We start from the raw sequence: 16,511 nt of genomic DNA, 5'->3' as shown, positions 1-16,511 counted from the left end.
GGTTCACCGAATGCGGGGGAGTGCGGGCCGGACGGACCGGACTGTCCGAAGAGCCGTTCGTGACGGCGAACAAGGCGCACGCGGCAGCCGCAGCCAGACCCAGCAACACGATGGCGGTCCGGCGCCGGGGAAGGGACCACCGCCTGGGCCTGGCGGGAAGGCGGGCAGGCCGCAGGTGTCCCACGTCGACGGTGCTGGCCCGGGCGGCGAGAGCCTCGCGCAACCGGGCCTCGATCGCCTCATGGCGGATCTGGCTGCGGCTCATCGCCGGATCTCTGCAAGGTGCCGGCGGTGGGAAGGACGAGAGCGCGGCTGAGAGGGGTGGTCGGTCATCGAGGTATCTCCTCCAGTTGTCTGCCGAGGGCCTCCAGAGCACGGCTGGCGGTCGACTTGACCGTCCCGCGGGAGACGCCGAGCGTATCGGCGATCTGCGCTTCGGTGAGGTCTGACCAGTAGCGCAGCACCAAGACCTCGCGCTGCCGACGGGTGAGGCGCTGCAACGCGTTGATCACTTCCTGGTGGGTCTCGGCGAGGAGCACGCTGCGGTCGGCGGACGGGAAGGAACGTTCGCGCTCAGGGACGTGGGCGCGTGCCGTGCGGCGTCGACGCAGAACGGAGCGAGCCCCGTTGACCACGCTGGTTCGCAAGTACGCCTCGGGGTCGTCCAGGTTCGCGAGCCGACGGCCGTGGCGGCGCAGGAGCGCGGTGAAAGCGTCCTGCACCACGTCCTCTGCCGTCGGAAGGTCGTCCACCAGAAGCAGTGCCAGTCGCACCAGCGCGAGCCGACGGTGGTGGTAAAGCTCGCTGAATCCGTGCTCGTCCCCGGCTGTGGCCGTGCTGGGGGACAGGGCTTTGAAGGGCCTTCTCCCGCCGTCCTTCCGATGTGTCAGTGAACGCGGAGCGAGTCCGCCCTGTACCAGCCTGCGAATGCTCTGCCACCAGGTGACCGACGGTGCGGCGGTGGGGATCGTCGCTGTTCTCACGTGTCTCCTGGACGTCGCGGTACCGGTCTGTCCACCCGGACGCCGGGTGGACAGACCGTGCTGCCGGGCCCGAGCCGTGCAGCGTGCATTCACGTGGTGCCGCCGACCGGACTGGAGCCGATCAGCGAGCCGAAACGCCGGATAACCTCAGTGGGCCGGAGTCGCGGGCTGCTGCACCGGCTGGGCGGGCTTGGCGTCTTCCGGGACGTCCGTCTCCGACCCTGGGATGTGGGGCCGGGCCGGCTTGGCGTCCTTCGGAACGTCCGTCTCCGAGGTGAGGGCGGGCGTCTCCGAGCCGGACACGTAGGGCTTGGCGTGCTTCCCGGTGGAGGTGGACGTCGCGGGAGAGGTGGAGTGCGCCTTCTCGGCTTCGGTGGCATCCGGCGCGGTGGTGTCGGCGTGGGCCGTGAAGGCTCCACCGAGGGCCAGCGCGGCGCCCACGACTGAGACGCCCAGCGCGGCGCGTACCCGGCCCGGACGGGAACTGCGGACAGCGGCGTGACGTACTGACATTTTCGGTCCTCGAATCATCGGTCTCAATGGGGCTGACCGTCCGTCATGGATGGCTGCCATGCGGCGGCCCTCTGCTGGAGGCGCATCCACTCCCACAGACGTCCGAAGGCCTTCGGGGTTGCGGGTCGGGCGAGACTGATGCGTGGACAATTCAGTGATCTGGGTCACTGAGTCCTGGACCGGTTTCATAGGCTGGCAGCCGCTGTCCGCAGTCGCGCTGCCGACCGGGGTCGTCAGTTCGACTCGGCGCGAGCAGCAGTGGGGAGTCAACTGCGGCAACCTTGAGCCACGGTGTCCGAACCGTGGCTCCGACGCGCCTCCCCCGCCGTTCAACCAGGAAGCTGAACTCACACGCCCTTGGCCGTCTCGGCAACCACGCGCACATGCTCTGCGGCCCGCGCGACAGCCTGCCCAAACGCGTGATCGTCGCTGGACCTCGTGGCGATCGCCTCTGCCAGGGCGACGACCTCGTCCCCACCAGGCAGAAGCAGCAACTCTGCCCCTGCCACGATGCTCGCGAAGACCGAGTCGACAAGGCTGCGGCCATGCTTGGTCCTCGGTGCGGACCGCGCGCTTTGACCCTGCCCTGCGCCTGATGCTCGGCTACGTCGGCCGCCCTGAGCGGCTGTCCAGCCAGAAGGCGATCGACGAACTGGGCTGGGCCGCACGCCCCGTTGCGGACACCCTGCGGGACACCGGGCAGAGCCTCATCGACCACGGCCTTGTCCACTCGCGTCGCCAGGCGAGGAGCTGTTTCCCACTTGGCCGAAGTGAGTGCGGGGCGGTGTCCCCGGGAAGCCGACTCCACCATCGTCCGCGCCCACCGACATGCCGTCAGTTTTCCCAGCAGTCAGGCGCCGGAGTGGATCACCGCCCCATCGCGGCCGCCCGGGTTCGACCTGGAGATCTACCTTCGACGCGACGTCATACAGTGCTGCTTCAAGCGGCTCAAAGGCTGATGAGTCCCACGAAGCGGCGATTACACTCGCGTATTTCGTGTTCTGGACAAGGTCCGTTTGATGACGGACCCCAGGCTTCGATCGGGAGGGCAGGCGCTATACCAAGCCAGTTCATACCGGATATGCAAAGGCTCAATGAACCGTTTCTCCGCTGGTACCGTTGCAACGACGTGCGGAACGGTGTGGTCCCGTACCGTCGGCAACTGCGGCGCTTCCCGCCGACACCGAAGCTGGCGAGGACAGCATCGTGACCCCCATGGCGAGGCGCGTAGTGAGCGCCAGATCCACTGAACGATTCGTCAGAAACGGATTCAGGATGACCTCGGCCAAGAGCAAGGATCCCGTGGGTGTTTACGAAACGGTTTCAGTGCACTTTGAAGACCTTGATGCGTACGGCATGGTCCATCACAACAAGTTTCCCTTCCTCTTCGAGCGGGCATTCAACAGCTACTTGATTCGAAAGGGGTTTCCCTTCGGCCGCGGTTCGGGATCTCCCGAGATGGTTCAGGTCGTCCGGTCCATGCAACTGACCTATGACGTCCCCATCACCAGGCTCGGGGAGGTCCAGGTGCAGTTCTGGCTCGGACATGTGGGGCGTACGAGTTTCACCTATGAGTTCCTTATCCTGTCTGCTGATCGCGCGACCGTCCACGCCAGCGGAACGCGAGCCATGGTGAACCTCGACGCCGGCACGCTGCGGCCGGCGCCGCTGACCTGGGACCTCTTGGATTTCAGCCGACCGCTCATGTCGGACGAACTCCTGGCGACGCTGGAGGCGAGGGAGCTGCAGTCCGCCTCGCCGGATGGAGAGGGCTCACCCGTTCAGTGACGCAGCCGGGAAACGCTGCCTGGCGCGTCGGGCCCCCACTTTCTGACGGTGACGTCGTAGTACCCGCCGATGATTCGGAACACCGGAGACTTGGGAGGTATGCGCGTGTTGCCGAAGGTCGGGAGACGGATCCGGGACCTGCCGATCACACCGGAATGACAACGGCTGACACAATGAGGTGGATCGGCGTCGATGGCCGTGTGCGGCGGCTGGAGTTGAGCGTTCGGCCTGGCGTGGTGGGGACGTCGCCGTGGATCCTGGTCGGATGAGCTGTGGGATCGCCTGGAGCCTCTGCTGCCGCAGCGTGAGCGGCGGTTCCGGTATCCGGGCCGCAAGCCGTTGCCGGACCGGGAGGTGCTCTGCGGGATCCTCTGCGTGCTGCACACCGGGATCCAGTGGGAGTACCTGCCCAGGGAACTCGGCTTCGGATCGGGCATGACCTGCCGGCGACGCTTGCGGGACTGGAACGAGGCCGGTGTCTGGCAGCGTCTGCACGAGGTCCTGTTCGCCGAGCTCAACGCAGCGTGGCGGCTGGACTGGTCGCGCTGCGTGGTGGACTCCTGCCACGTCCGGGCGCTAAAAGAGGGGGAGCCACACGGGCCCGTCGCCGGTCCGCCGGGGCAGGGCCGGCTCGAAACACCACTTGATCACCGACGGGCACGGCACCCCGCTCGCGGTCGTGCTGACCGGCGGGAACCGCAACGACGCACCCAGCTGCTGCCCCTGCTCGATGCCATGCCGCCGATCCGCAGGCGCATCGGGCGGCCCCGCCGCAAGCCGGACTCGTTGTTCGCCGACCGCGGCTACGACCACGACGTCTACCGCGACCAGGTCCGGGTTCAAGGCATCGTGCTGGCCATCGCCCGCCGCGGCACGACACGGCACCGGCCTGGACACCTACCGGTGGGTGATCGAGCCGACCTTCGCCTGGCTCCACGGCTTCCGAGGGCCTGGTCACAGGCGCCTCGTTGGCGGCCTACCCAACAGCACGCCGGTTTCGGGAGGCGGTCCGAGGGAAACCAACCGACAGCAAGGCCGGCGAGGCGGCGCGTCACATACGCAAGGCGCATGCAATATGTGGGCCTATTGCGACACCAGATACGTGGTCCCCGAGGTTCAGAAGACGGGTACTCAGGAGTTCAGGAACTGCTGGAACTGCTTGTCGAAGTCGCGAGGGTCCTGGCTCAGCGACGCCTTGACCATCGCGGTGAACTCGTCGACGACAACCTCGAACGCATCGGCCTCAACACCGTCAAGGGTGATACGGGCGACATCGGCCGGGTCCATCTTGGGCACGTCGTATCCCTTCATCATGTCGGTGTCCGCTGCTCCGAGGTGCACCGACATGACGCTCGTGCCCTGCCCAGCCAGTTCCTGGCGCAGCGCTTTACCCATGCTCCACACGGCAGCCTTCGAGACCGCGTAGGCACTGCTGCCCGGGAAGACGAACCAGGACGCCGACGAGGCGATGTTCACCATCGTGCCCCCGCCGTTCGCCGCCAGGACCGGCGCGAAGGCGCGAGCCATGGACAACGTGCCCCAGAAGTTCACATCCAGTGCGGCGCGGACGACGTCCAGGTCGCCGAGCAGGTTGCCGCCTCCGATACCGGCGTTGTTGACAAGCAGGTTCACATCACCCGCTGCGCGGGCCGCCGCCACGACGGCGTCCGCGTCGGAGATGTCCAGGGCGAGGACCTCGACACCGTCGAGGTCAACGGATGTGGGTCGGCGGGCAGTCGCGTAGACCTTCGCGCCCCGCTCGACGAGCTGGGCGGCGAGATGACGGCCGATGCCGCGGTTGGCTCCGGTGACGAGCGCAGTGGCTCCGTTGATGTCCATGACGCGTACGCTAAAACCTCACGCCAGCGTGAGGATCAAGTCCGAACTTCCCCGGAGGTGCCATGCGTATCGGAAAGCTGGCCGAACGCGCTGGGGTCAGCGTCCGCGCACTGCGGTACTACGAAGAACAGAGGCTCGTCATCGCCGACCGCAGCCCCAGTGGCCACCGGCAGTATCCCGAATCCGCCGTTGAGCGGGTGAAGTTCATCCAACTCCTCTACTCGGCCGGGCTCAGCAGCAAAGCGATCCTGCACGTCCTGCCCTTCCTGGACACCCTCACAGCGACCCCTCAGATGACACAGCGACTGAAAGACCAACGCGACCGCATCCGGACCCAGATCGATGACCTGACCCGGGCACACGACCGACTCAATGATCTGATCTCCCTCGCCAGCGAGTCTGAGATCTCTCCAGCTACCTGCTCGGCGAGCCGTGGGTGAGGGAGAGCAGAGTCTGCTGGCGGCGGGGCAGCCCTACAAGAAGATTCATAACCAGCGGCTTGCCGACATGGCGGGTAGCAACCGTATCTGCCCTGCAACGGTGCGCCGCTGGTTGCTGGAAGTGATCCCTTGCTCGCCGTGCGGGCCTCGCGGCTGGAGCGCGCGCTGAGGCAAGTCAGCCGAAAGGGCGGCCACGGCCTGCTCTCGGGCCCACGAGCTGGGCGCCGGCGACCTCGGCTTCGTCGGTCTGGACACGGACCCGGACGATCCGGTGGTCATCACCGGCTACAAGGCCGCCCGTACCAAGCCACTCGGCTCGGCGAGGAAGCAGCTGATCGCGTCCGTCGCGCCGACTGCGAGCACACCTTCGTGCACCTGAAGAACTGGCGCGTCCTCACCAAGCTCCGCCAGCACATCTGTCACGCCACCACGCTCCCGCGCGATCTGCTCGTCCTGTCGAACCTCGAAGTCTCGCGGTGCCAGAGGTTCTTCGCGCCGGACAACCGCCCGCGTCAGCACGAGAACACGATCAGCGACTCGCGCCCAGCCCCATGACCGGCGACTTCAAGATGTTGGATCTCCACTGCTGCCGCGTGTCGGGCCATCATGGAGTCTTGAGCGCGCCGCCGTCTACCACCCAGTTGGAGCTGATCACACTTGGCATCGTCGGAGACGCCAGCAGCAGCACTGCCCGAGCGATCTCGGCCGGTTCGATCAATGCGCCGGTCACCATTCCGGCTTGCTGGGGCAGCATCGCCAACAGCGCGTCCTGGTCGAGTTCCATGTGCGTGCCCCGCCAGTTCGGCACCGAAGCCGTCAGCGCCCGTTAGCAGCGGGGTCCGCGTGCCGGACGGGGTGACGACGTTGACCCGAACCCCCGATTCCGACCTGTTCGGCCAAGCCACGGGAGAAGGCGTTGAGCGCGGCCTTGGCCGCCGAGTAGGACAGCGGTACTCCGCGCGGATTGCGGGCGTTCTGAGAGCTGATGCTCACTACCGCGCCCCGGGACCGGGGCAGCGCAGGGAGGGTGGGCCCGGGTCGTCTCCACGGCGGCACCGAGGTTCAAGACGAAGGCGCTCGTCCAGACGTCGGCCGCGCCGGCCCGGGCGGTCTGGGGGACCGAGAACACTGCGCGGACCCCATCGACCGCCGCATCCAGGGAGGACCGGTCGGAAAGGTCTGCCTTCACCAGCTCGGCACCCGGCGCTTCGATGGGCGGCCGGTGGCCCCAGTGACCAGGACAGGACTGGCGTTGGTGAGCATGATTCTTGCTCCTCGCAATCCGGCTACGAAGACGATGACGGTCACGGCATGTCTGCACGCTCACTACAGGGAACGCCCGCACCGTTCAAAAACCCTCAGCAAGCCGTGGTTCACCCGACCCACCGCGAGCAGCGTCAGAGGATGCTGGGCAGACCTGTCAGATGCCGCAATTCGGCGAGGACTTGGTGGTTGTCACGGAAGTGGACGGCGTGCCAGCCCTGCCGTCGGGCCGCGGCACAGTTGCCTGCGAGGTCGTCGACGAGCACGCAGTCCTCGGGGGTGACACCGGCGCTCTTGGTCGCCAGATCGAAGATCTTCGGGTCGGGTTTGCGGACGCCGACCTTGCATGAGTCGATGAGACAGTCGACCTCGCCGGCCGGGGCCACGATCGCCCGCCAGTACGGCTCCCACTCGACGACGTTGTTCGACAGGATGCCCACTCGGAACCCGTTGTCGCGGGCGTTCCGCAGGGCGCCCGCCATCACCGGGTTGGCCGTGACGCCGTCGAACCACTGCTCGCCGAAGCCCTCCAGGCGGGCACGGCTCAGATCAAGCTCTGGGTGACGGCTCGTCAGGACGCGGCGGAGGCGACGCCCCCACTCGGCCTCGGTGAGGGCGGCGATCTCGATGGGCGCCAGGGTCGGCATGCCCATCTCGTCCGCGACCTCCTTCATGGCGGCCTGTAGTTGCGCGGGCAGAATGCCGGTCTTGCGGTGGTAGGCGTCGTACAACTCGTCCAGAGGTGGCGAGAGTACGCCGCCGAAGTCGAACCAGACCATGGGCAGGGGCATACAGAGAGCCCTCCTGTCAGGGGGTTGTGGGGTGAAGCAGCAAGGAGGCCTGGGCTGAGACAGGGATGAGAAACTGGCCGATGGGGCTGGTGCACCGCAGGGCGACCTCAGCTGTGGAGATCACGGTCTTCTCCTGGAGCATCTCCATACGGAAGACGGCCGCGCCCGGCGTCGCCCGGTCCTCGACCAATTCGGCTTGGCACACGGTGGGCAGTTCGAACTCACCGAACCGTGTGAAGGCGGCCGCGCAGTGCGTCAGCGTCAGCCGCCGGGGCGACAGGCCCAGCAGTTCGTGGGCCGCGTGCAGGGCGGTCTGCCGGTATGCCTCGAAGAACAGCGCACCGGGGATGTGGTCGAGTGGGTGGTCGAACAGAGCCGGATGCGCCTGGTCGACGATGACCTGAGCCACGACCTGGCGTCCGACGGCCGCCGCCTCCGCCAGGACGACGTTGTCGGGCGAGTGCCGCCCGACCGCGGCAGGGCTGAGCCGGCGGCCATGGGGGTGCGGGCGCGGAGTCTCCAGGTCGAGGGCAGCGCGGCCGCGTTCACGCAACGTGTCCCACGCATCGACGGGCATCCACTGGATGGTCATGGTCATGGATGCGGCGTCGTGGCCGTCGACAGCCAGCCGCATCTCCAGGGTGACGCCGACGAGCTCAGCGACGCGGTGCTTCTCGCCCGTGATGGTGACGGTCAGCAGCCCCCGCCCAGGCAGCCGCCCGATCTCCAGCGCTTCGGTGTCGAGGACGGTGAACTCGCCGGAGTTGAAGCTGAACCTTCGGTCCAGCGGGACGGCGCAGTGTTCGTGGGCGACCAGGATGGAGGTCTGTCGGAACACTTCGAGTAACAGAAGCGGGTCGTAGGCGGCCGGAGTCACCAGGTGGTCGCTGTAGTAGCTGTGGACGCGTGGCAGCTGCGCCGCGACGAGGAATTCGTTGTCGGAGCGGCGCTGAGTACGGTCAGAAACACCTCGCAGATGGCGGCGCGGTGGACGAGCTGCCGGGAGACGGTTACCGCGTAGGACAGGCCATGGTTTTCCGAAACGGACATGTCTTGACACTCCCTCGAACCAGGAATGGTGAAAAGAACAGTGGTTCATCTGCGGACCATCATTGCGCGTGCCAGGGCGGCGCAACCAGGGGATGACAACCCCCGCCATTGGCGCCCACTCGGGGTGCACGGGGTTTCGGCTGCGCGGCGACCGGAACGGCGCGGGGTTTCCATGCGAGAAAATCTGCCGCGTCGAATACGGGCTTGTAACGTGTGTCGCCGCCGGCCAAGGTGGGCTCACGCCACGGTGCCGCGGCGACGCGTCGGAGTGGGGCGTTCACGAGCAAACGAGCACATCGATCACGCGGGCTGAGGAATGGATTCGTGCCGAAGACTTATCGCGTCGCGGCGATCCAGTGCGATGGGAATCGGCCGAGACGTCCTCGGAAACAGAAGGATCCCGGTTCGCGGGATCCCTTGTTGGGTGAACGCCTCCAGCTGCGGGTCGATCAGCGCGCAGAACCAGTGCGGACGCAAGCGCCGAGGCCGGGGGCGGCCGGCGGCCGTTCCGCGACGAACAGGGTCCGTCCTGTGCACCGTGAGCAGGGAGGTGCTCGATGTCGCCTGCGCCGGGGCAAGGGAGGTGAGCGTCCGTCACGGACCGGGTCTTCGCGCCATGCGGCTGCCCGAAAGGGGGGGCACATCGCTTCGGCACGGCCATCGACGCCAGCCCGTTCCGCCGCTGATTACGGAAGGCTGAGCTTTCCTGGGGCTCTTGCGTGCACACGCGCTTATGCGCCAGGAGTGTGCGCCTCGCCGCCTTCGCCGGCCCAAATGCCGACCTGCCCGTCCCTGGTACGTCGCCAACGGCACCGACGATTCATAGAACGTCCACTCAGGACTCCTGCTGGTCGAAGATCTGTGTGCCGAGCACGGCGAGTAGTTCCAGTTTGGCGACCGAGTCGGTTCCGACAGCGGGGGTGAACCAGAGCAGTCGCTGCCGTCCGTCCTCGCTGAACAGGTTCAGGCAATTGACCTCAAGCAGTCCGAGCTCTGGATGTAGCAGGCGTTTTCTGTCGTGGCGTCGGAACGAAACATCGTGCCGGGCCCAGTGTTTGGAGAACTCGGGACTACGCGCGCTCAGTGCCATGATCATTGCACGGATATCGGGGTCAGCGCCGCGCCGGGCCGAGGCCGCACGCAGGTCGGCCACGAAGGAGCGGGTGTGCTCGGCATGGTCCTCGGGCGGGTAGAGCGCCCGTGATTTCGGGTCGGTGAACCACCGGTACAGGAAGCTGGCGGTCCATCCCGTCGTGGACGGCGGTGGACCGAGCAGTGCACGGGCCGCCGGGTTCTGTACGAGCATGACGCGCAGGTCGGTGACCACCTGGGCCGGTGTGCCCCCCAGGCGATGCATCAAGTCCAGCATCCCCGGGTGGACGTGGTCGGCCGGACTGCCGGACGGGGGCAGCGGACGGCCCGCCAGGGCAAAGAGGTAGTCGCGCTCGTCCCGGCTCAGTCGGAGTGCCCGGGCGAGCGCGGCGAGCATCTGCTCCGAGGGTTGGACGCCCGCCCCGCGCTCCAGCTCGATGTAGTAGTCGACCGAGACACCGGCCAGCTGAGCGACCTCTTCACGGCGAAGACCCGGTACACGGCGGCGCGGCCCGGTCGGTAGGCCGACATCCGCGGGTCGGATGCGATCACGCCGTGACCTCAAAAAGCCGCCCAGTTCCGAAAGATTCACACCACCACCCTGACCTGAACGCACTCGGCTTTCCAGGGGTTTCCGACCCCTGAGTAAGCGACCCTGGTAGCCGGGGGTCTGTGGACCCATCGTGGACGGCGGACCGTTCAAAGGAGCAACCCGTGAGTGGGAGTACCCCTCGAGTCGCCGTCGTGATCGGCGGCTCGCGTGGCATCGGCCGTGAGGACCTTCACGGTGACGCCGCGGTCGGCCTGGCCGTCGTCGTCGGCTACGTCGGACAAGGAGAAGGCCGAGGGGACCGTCGCCACCGCTGATCCGGGCGGGCGCCCGGGCCATCACCGTGCAGGCCGATGTGGCCGACGAGGACGCGGTGGCCGCGATGTTCGACACGGCCGAGCAGGAATTCGGCGGCGTCGACGTGGTCGCGTACGTGGCCGGCAAGATGGTGCGCGAACTGCGGGCCGGGACATCACGGTCAACGCCGTGGCCCCCGGCCCGACCGTGACCGACCTGTTTCTGGAGGGTCGGGACCCGGCGACGATTGACCGGCTGGCTTCCCTTGCGCCATTGGAGCGCCTGGGTACGACGGCCGACATGGCCTCGGTGGTCTCGTTCCTGGCGGGCGCAGAGGGCCGCTGGATCAACGGCCAGGTCGTCCGGGTCAATGGCGGAGCCATCTGAGGCTCATCGTGATCACTGGCGCGTCCAGCGGCTCGCTTTCGTGCGCGGCACCGGACGGTCGCTGCGATCGGGCGCGCGGATGACGTGGGGGCGGCATGTTTTCGGTGCGCGGGCCGGGCAGGCGAGTGTCGGGCGGATGCGCCGCAACCCGCGCCGGCCGAGGGTCGGCCTGAGCATCGCCGGGGCTGGTGGTTGCCTCCCAGGGCGTACACCGGTCGGCGGCGATCGGTGCGGCGAGGCGGAGTCAGGTGTGCGGCGAGCACTGGGCTGCCGCGAGCGTGATGCCATGCCTCCCGTTCCTCGCCGTGCAGGAGCCGGGCCAGCCACGGATGTCCTCGCCCTTCCAGCTCATCCCGGCGTCCGGGCGCGCGAGGAGCTTGGAGGTCCGGGCGGGGTGGTCAGCCCGCCCGAAACTGGAGCCACCGTTCCCTTCTCCTGTATGGGAGTTACGGAGCCGTCGCCAAGTCGGGCAGAGGCTGTGCGGGAGGGTGGATCCGGCCCGTGCCGTGCGCCAGGGGCAGACCCGTGCCGCGGTTGGTGTGGGCGATGATCTCCGCGGTGATGGAGATGGCGGTCTCCTCGGGAGTACGGGCACCGAGGTCCAGGCCGATCGGTGAGTGCAGACGGGCCAGTTGCTCCTCGGGCACGCCGGCTTCCAGGAGCAGGTCGACGCGGTGGCCGTGTGTGCGTCGGGAGCCCATGGCGCCGACGTAGCCGACGGGGAGGGCGAGCGCCGACCGCAGCAGGGGGATGTCGAACTTGGCGTCGTGGGTCAGGACACAGATGGCGGTGCGGGCGTCGGTTTCGGTGGCCGCGAGGTAGCGGTGGGGCCAGTCGGTGACGATCTCGTCGGCGTGCGGGAAGCGGGCCCGCGTGGTGAAGACGGGGCGGGCGTCGCAGACAGTGACGTGGTAGCCGAGGAAGCGGCCGGCCTGACTGAGAGCGGCGGCGAAGTCGACGGCGCCGAAGATCAGCATGCGGGGGCGGTGTGCGTGGGTGTGGACGAGGACGGTCAACCTCGTGGGGCACGTGTCGGCTTCGCCGCCGACCTCGACGCGTGCGGTGCGTCCCGCACGGCGGAGCGCGCGGGCGTGCGCCACGACCGCCTTGTCCTCGTTCTCGCCACCGAGGGTGCCGTCGTGGGGACCGCCGTCGGGGACGTGGAGGGTGCGGCCGAGGAGTTCGCCGGAGCCGTCGATGACGTGGGCCACGGCGCAGGAGCGGCCGGCAATCACGGTCTCCAGGGCGGCGGCGAGGTGCGCCTCGGCGGCGGGCTCCACGCGCTGGACCAGGACCTCGATCTCGCCACCGCAGGTCAGGCCGACGGCGAAGGCGTCGTCGTCGGAGTAGCCGAAGCGGGTGCGAACTGGTGGCCCGCCGTGTGCCAGGACGTGTTGGCACAGTTCGTAGACCGCCGCTTCGACACAGCCGCCGGAGACGCTCCCGACCGCGGTGCCCTCCATGTCGACGGCGAGGGCGGTGCCGACGGGCAGGGGTGCACTGCCACTGACGTGGGTGACGGTGGCGAGGGCGAAGGGGCGGGCCCTGCCGTACCACTGGTGCAATGTGTACGCGATGTTCAGCATGACCGGCCCTCCGTGAGGTAGGTGCGCCTTCAGGGTGCCGCCGCCGCGCCTCGGGGGTGCGGCTGCGGCGGCGGCCCTGGTGTCCGGCGGTGTGGCGTCGCACATCGCCGGACGCTTGGGATCCCGGGGTGATCTGGTGAGTGCACCGGCCACCCGAGGGCTCAGAGCAGTGCTTCGGCGGTGATGGGCAGGTGGCGGATGCGGCGGCCGGTGGCGTTGAACACGGCGTTCGCGATGGCGGGCGCCACTCCGACGATGACGATCTCGCCCAGACCCTTGACTCCGATCGGGTCGGCCTCGAAGTCTTTCCCCTCGATGTAGATCGCCTTCATCTCGGGCATGTCGGCGTGGGTCGGCACGAGGTAGTCGGCGAGGTTGGCGTTGACGATCCGGCCGTCGCGGTGGTCGGTGACCGTGTGTTCGAGGAGGGCCTGGCCGATGCCGCCGGTCATGGCTCCGATGGCCTGGCTGTCGGCGAGTCTCGGGTTGATGATCCGGGCGGCGTCGTACACGCCGACCATGCGCCGAACCCGTACCAGGCCGAGTCGGGCGTCGACGGCCACTTCGGCGAACGTCGCGGCGTAGGCGTAGAAGGAGAACCTCTCCGATTCCGGCGCCCCGGCGTACGTGCCGAGCGCTTCGAGGTGGGTGCGGTCGTTGCGGGCCAGGAGCAGCCGGTACGTCTCCCCGCGGGTGGGATCGTCCTTCACGTACAGCCGGCCGCCGCGTACCACCACATCGGCGGGGTCGACGCCGTACAGCGGTGAGTCCTCGTCCTCGACCGCCAGCGTGATCGCCTGCCGGCGCAGCTTGTCGCAGCCGTCCTGGACGGCGGATCCGACACTGGCCATGGTCCGCGAGCCGTGGTGGCCGGGAGCCAGGGGCAGGTCGGAGTCGCCGAGCCGGAAGGTGACCTGGCGCATGGTCAGGCCGAGGGCGTCGGCGGCGACCTGGGTCATCGACGTGGCCGTGCCGGGGCCCATGTCGCTGGTCGCGGACTGCACCAGGGCGGTGCCGTCGGCGTCGAGCCTGACCGAGGCCTGGGCCTCGCTGCGCGCGGTGTCGTAGACACCGGCGGCCATCCCCATGCCGATGAGCCAGTCGCCGTCACGCATCGAGCGGGGCTCGGGGTTGCGGCGGTGCCAGCCGAACTCGCGGGCCCCCGCGCGGTAGCAGTCGCGCAGGCGGCGGGTGGAGAACGGCAGATGGGTGGACTCGTCGGCGGCGGGTTCGTTGCGCAGCCGCAGCTCGATCGGGTCCAGGCCCAGTTCGTGGGCGAGTTCGTCCATCGCCGTCTCGACGCAGAACGCGCCGCTGGAGTAGCCGGGGCCACGCATCCATGTGGGCGTGTTCACGTCCAGCGGTACATGCCCGTACACCTGGCGGACGTTGGGCGTGCTGTAGAGCATCCGGCCGGCGGCGAGAACGTCTTCGCTGTGCCTTTCGTAGCGGGAGGACTCGGTGCGGACGTCGTGCATCGACGCGGTCAGACGGCCCCGCCGGTCGCTGCCCAGCCGCAGGTCGTACTCGTATGCGGGCCGGTATCCCACGCCGAAGTACGTCTGCCTGCGGGTGAGGACGAGTTTTACGGGGCGTTTCACCTCGCGGGCGGCCAGGGCCGCGATGGAGGTGTGCACCCAGGTGCGGCCGCCACTGCCGAAGGCGCCGCCGACGGCCGGCGAGATGACGCGGATGTCGTCCGGCGGCATGCCGAACTCGGCGGCCATGGTCTCCGCGGTGCCCTGCACGTGCTGGGTCTTCTCCCAGAGCGTGAGCCTGTCACCCTCCCAGTGGGCGACGGTACCGGCCGGCTCCATCGGGTTGTGGTGGTTGCGGGCCATCCGGTACGCCAGGTCCAGCTTGACGTCGGCGGCCTCCAGGGCCCGGTCCGCGTCGCCGCGTGCATAGGTCTCGGGATCGTCCGCGGGGTCGGCGGTGCCGATGTCGGTCGAGGGAGGCTGGGCGTCGTAGGAGACCTCCACCAGGCTCGCCGCGTGCTGTGCCACCTCCAGCGTGGTCGCCACCACGACCGCGACGGGCTGTCCGAAGAACCGGACGCGGTCGTCCTGGAAGGGGCGCAGCGCCTCACCCGGCGGGAATCCCGGTTCACGGTGCGGCAGCCTGGGCGCGTTGAGGTGGCTGATCACCTTCACGACGCCGGTCTGGGCTTCGGCGGCACGGGCGTCGATGCCGGTGACACGGCCGCGTCCGACACTGCTGTCGACGATGACCGCGTGCACGACCCCGTCGGGGTTGTTGTCTCCGGCGTACTTCGTTCTCCCGGTGACCCTCAGTCGTGCGTCGACCCGCGGCACCGCCGCACCGACCGCTGCCTGTGGCTGGCTCATTCGGTGCCTCCTACGGTGCGCAGCTGACGTTCGACGGTGCGTTTGAGCAGCTCGGCCTTGAAGCCGTTGTGCTTGAGGGGACGCGCCCCATCGGTCGCGTGCTCGGCGGCCTCGGCCCACAGCCCGTCGGAGGGGCGTTCGCCGATGAGGTGGCGCTCGACGGCGGGCAGTCTCCAGGGCACGGTGCCCACGCCTCCGGCGGCCACCTTGGCCTCGCGGATCACTCCGCCGCCGATGTGCAGGGCGACGGCCGCCGAGGTGAGCGCGAACTCGTAGGACTGCCGGTCGCGCACTTTCAGGTAGCCGGATTTCAGGGGGCGCGGGTGGGCCGGGATCTCCACGGCCGTGATCAATTCGCCTGGGCGGATGGCCTGTTCGCGGTTCGGGGTGCTGCCCGGCCGGAGCAGGAAGTCGGCGAAGGGCAGGCTGCGTCCGCCGTCCGGGCCCAGCAGGTGCACGGTCGCCTCCAGTGCCGCGAAGGCGACGGCGACGTCGGAAGGGTGGGTGGCCACGCAACTGTCGGAGGTGCCCAGGATCGCGTGGCTGCGGTTGTAGCCGTGCAGCGCGGCGCATCCGGCGCCGGGCTCGCGTTTGTTGCAGGGGGCGGTCACGTCACGGAAGAAGGTGCACCGGGTGCGCTGCATGATGTTGCCGCCGATGGTGGCCATGTTCCGCAACTGGGCCGAGGCGCTCAGTTCCAGCGCCTGTGAGATGACGGGGTACAGGGCGCGTACGCCCCGGTGGGCGGCGGCCTCGGACATTCTTACCAGTGCGCCGATGCGCAGCCCCCCGCTCTTGGTGACGATGATCTCGCCCAGCGGCAGGGGGCTGATGTCGACCAGCGAGCCTGGGCGTTCGACGGTCTCCCGCATCAGGTCGACGAGGGTGGTGCCGCCGGCGATGTAACGCCCGCCGCGTCGACCGGCATGGAGAGCTTCGCGCGTGTCCGCGGCCTTGGTGTAGGTGAAGGGATACATGGGAATCGGTCCTCACTTCCTGCCCGCGGCCTGCTCGATCGCGCGCTCGATCTTCACGTAGCAACCGCAGCGGCACAGGTTGCCGCTCATCCACTCCCGGATCTCCTCCGGCGAGCCGGTGTGCCCCTCCTGGATGCACCCGACGCCCGACACGATCTGCCCCGGCGTGCAGAAGCCGCACTGGAAGGCGTCCTGGTCGATGAACGCCTGTTGCAGTGGGTGCAACCGGTCGCCCTTCTCCAGACCCTCGATCGTGGTGACCTCGGCGCCCTCCAGCCGCACCGCCAGCGTCAGGCAGGAGTTGACCCGGCGTCCGTCGACCAGCACCGTGCAGGCGCCGCAGGCCCCGGCGTTGCAGCCCTTCTTGGAACCGGTCAGACCCAGGCGCTCACGCAGCAGGTCGAGGAGCGAGGTGCGGTTGTCGATCGTGACGGTGTGCCGGACGCCGTTGACCGTCAAGGAGACGCGGCTGCCGGGAGCCGCCTCGGCAGCCACCGCCGCCTCGGCGCCGAGCGGAGGCGGCCCGGCGACCAGGCCGCCGGCCACGACCGTTCCGCCGATGGCCGTGCTCGTGGCGATAAAGGTACGTCTGTCTCTTATCCACATC

At 68.6% G+C, this 16,511-nt stretch carries 19 protein-coding genes and 2 pseudogenes; 7 read left to right on the top strand and 14 right to left on the bottom strand.

Features of this window, described 5'->3' with window-relative positions:
- The 3 genes from CA983_RS47225 to CA983_RS26495 form a co-directional block, all read right to left on the bottom strand.
- The coding region (locus CA983_RS47225; RefSeq protein ID WP_208637043.1) for a hypothetical protein at positions 1–265 on the bottom strand (265 nt) is incomplete at its 3' end.
- A 64-nt stretch (positions 266–329) separates the two neighbouring features.
- Positions 330–983 (bottom strand): SigE family RNA polymerase sigma factor, encoded by a 654-nt coding sequence (locus CA983_RS26500; RefSeq protein ID WP_425276479.1) that lies wholly within the window; start codon positions 981–983, stop codon positions 330–332.
- A 147-nt stretch (positions 984–1,130) separates the two neighbouring features.
- Positions 1,131–1,496, bottom strand: coding sequence for a hypothetical protein (locus CA983_RS26495; RefSeq protein ID WP_143645563.1), 366 nt, complete (start codon positions 1,494–1,496; stop codon positions 1,131–1,133).
- 1,275 nt (positions 1,497–2,771) lie between these two features.
- Between CA983_RS26495 and CA983_RS26490 the strand changes: the two genes are divergently transcribed.
- Both CA983_RS26490 and CA983_RS26485 read left to right on the top strand, forming a co-directional pair.
- A complete protein-coding gene (locus tag CA983_RS26490) occupies positions 2,772–3,284 on the top strand; it encodes an acyl-CoA thioesterase (RefSeq protein WP_158101890.1) in 513 nt (170 codons plus the stop codon).
- A gap of 228 nt (positions 3,285–3,512) precedes the next feature.
- Positions 3,513–4,112, top strand: a pseudogene (locus CA983_RS26485) (IS5 family transposase); the annotation flags it as partial.
- Positions 4,113–4,415: 303 nt separating this feature from the next.
- Here the strand turns inward: CA983_RS26485 and CA983_RS26480 are convergent.
- Positions 4,416–5,123 carry an SDR family oxidoreductase gene (locus CA983_RS26480; RefSeq protein ID WP_086603355.1) on the bottom strand — a complete coding sequence of 236 codons (708 nt, stop codon included), beginning with the start codon at positions 5,121–5,123 and terminating at the stop codon, positions 4,416–4,418.
- Between the two features lie 62 nt (positions 5,124–5,185).
- Here CA983_RS26480 and CA983_RS26475 point away from each other — a divergent pair, with 62 nt between their 5' ends.
- Both CA983_RS26475 and CA983_RS47220 read left to right on the top strand, forming a co-directional pair.
- Positions 5,186–5,563 (top strand): MerR family transcriptional regulator, encoded by a 378-nt coding sequence (locus CA983_RS26475; protein ID WP_086603354.1) that lies wholly within the window; start codon positions 5,186–5,188, stop codon positions 5,561–5,563.
- 369 nt (positions 5,564–5,932) lie between these two features.
- Positions 5,933–6,118: a hypothetical protein gene (locus tag CA983_RS47220; protein WP_208637042.1), complete on the top strand. Its 186-nt coding sequence runs from the start codon at positions 5,933–5,935 to the stop codon at positions 6,116–6,118.
- Positions 6,119–6,167: 49 nt separating this feature from the next.
- Here the strand turns inward: CA983_RS47220 and CA983_RS46830 are convergent, their stop codons facing one another.
- From CA983_RS46830 to CA983_RS26450, 6 genes and pseudogenes are all read right to left on the bottom strand, one after another.
- A complete protein-coding gene (locus tag CA983_RS46830) occupies positions 6,168–6,347 on the bottom strand; it encodes a hypothetical protein (RefSeq protein WP_167407465.1) in 180 nt (59 codons plus the stop codon).
- A gap of 32 nt (positions 6,348–6,379) precedes the next feature.
- A complete protein-coding gene (locus tag CA983_RS49650) occupies positions 6,380–6,619 on the bottom strand; it encodes an SDR family NAD(P)-dependent oxidoreductase (protein ID WP_425276478.1) in 240 nt (79 codons plus the stop codon).
- 61 nt (positions 6,620–6,680) lie between these two features.
- Positions 6,681–6,776: pseudogene (locus CA983_RS48165) on the bottom strand (NmrA/HSCARG family protein); the annotation flags it as partial.
- A 184-nt stretch (positions 6,777–6,960) separates the two neighbouring features.
- Positions 6,961–7,617, bottom strand: a complete 657-nt coding sequence (locus CA983_RS26460) for an HAD family hydrolase (RefSeq protein WP_086603353.1) — start codon at positions 7,615–7,617, stop codon at positions 6,961–6,963.
- Positions 7,618–7,633: 16 nt separating this feature from the next.
- Entirely contained in the window at positions 7,634–8,716 is a 1,083-nt protein-coding gene (locus CA983_RS26455; RefSeq protein WP_244207113.1) for an AfsA-related hotdog domain-containing protein, read from the bottom strand.
- A gap of 786 nt (positions 8,717–9,502) precedes the next feature.
- Positions 9,503–10,351: a helix-turn-helix transcriptional regulator gene (locus CA983_RS26450; protein WP_086603351.1), complete on the bottom strand. Its 849-nt coding sequence runs from the start codon at positions 10,349–10,351 to the stop codon at positions 9,503–9,505.
- Between the two features lie 122 nt (positions 10,352–10,473).
- On the opposite strand from CA983_RS26450, the gene CA983_RS49245 reads away from it, so the two are divergent.
- The 3 genes from CA983_RS49245 to CA983_RS49235 are packed head-to-tail and all read left to right on the top strand — an operon-like array spanning position 10,474 to position 10,993.
- Positions 10,474–10,626 carry a hypothetical protein gene (locus CA983_RS49245; protein ID WP_167407466.1) on the top strand — a complete coding sequence of 51 codons (153 nt, stop codon included), beginning with the start codon at positions 10,474–10,476 and terminating at the stop codon, positions 10,624–10,626.
- Positions 10,627–10,652: 26 nt separating this feature from the next.
- Positions 10,653–10,817 carry a hypothetical protein gene (locus CA983_RS49240; RefSeq protein WP_341866693.1) on the top strand — a complete coding sequence of 55 codons (165 nt, stop codon included), beginning with the start codon at positions 10,653–10,655 and terminating at the stop codon, positions 10,815–10,817.
- A complete protein-coding gene (locus CA983_RS49235) occupies positions 10,814–10,993 on the top strand; it encodes an SDR family oxidoreductase (RefSeq protein WP_341866692.1) in 180 nt (59 codons plus the stop codon). The genes CA983_RS49240 and CA983_RS49235 overlap by 4 nt, the downstream gene beginning before the upstream one ends.
- Before the next feature lie 446 nt (positions 10,994–11,439).
- Here the strand turns inward: CA983_RS49235 and CA983_RS26440 are convergent, their stop codons facing one another.
- The 4 genes from CA983_RS26440 to CA983_RS26425 all read right to left on the bottom strand — a co-directional run bounded on the left by CA983_RS26440 (position 11,440) and on the right by CA983_RS26425 (position 16,510).
- Positions 11,440–12,579 carry an XdhC family protein gene (locus CA983_RS26440; protein ID WP_086603349.1) on the bottom strand — a complete coding sequence of 380 codons (1,140 nt, stop codon included), beginning with the start codon at positions 12,577–12,579 and terminating at the stop codon, positions 11,440–11,442.
- Between the two features lie 161 nt (positions 12,580–12,740).
- Positions 12,741–14,927, bottom strand: a complete 2,187-nt coding sequence (locus CA983_RS26435; RefSeq protein WP_086603348.1) for a xanthine dehydrogenase family protein molybdopterin-binding subunit — start codon at positions 14,925–14,927, stop codon at positions 12,741–12,743.
- Positions 14,924–15,904 (bottom strand): FAD binding domain-containing protein, encoded by a 981-nt coding sequence (locus CA983_RS26430; protein WP_086603347.1) that lies wholly within the window; start codon positions 15,902–15,904, stop codon positions 14,924–14,926. The genes CA983_RS26435 and CA983_RS26430 overlap by 4 nt, the downstream gene beginning before the upstream one ends.
- Before the next feature lie 12 nt (positions 15,905–15,916).
- The gene (locus CA983_RS26425; RefSeq protein WP_086603346.1) at positions 15,917–16,510 is read right to left on the bottom strand and encodes a (2Fe-2S)-binding protein; all 594 of its coding nucleotides are present in this window, start codon (positions 16,508–16,510) and stop codon (positions 15,917–15,919) included.
- Position 16,511 lies beyond the last annotated feature (1 nt).

Source organism: Streptomyces swartbergensis, from assembly GCF_002148965.1.
Classification (GTDB): Bacteria; Actinomycetota; Actinomycetes; order Streptomycetales; family Streptomycetaceae; genus Streptomyces; species Streptomyces swartbergensis.
Note: the sequence above shows the minus strand (reverse complement) of the source record. Positions and strands in the feature narration are given on the sequence as shown.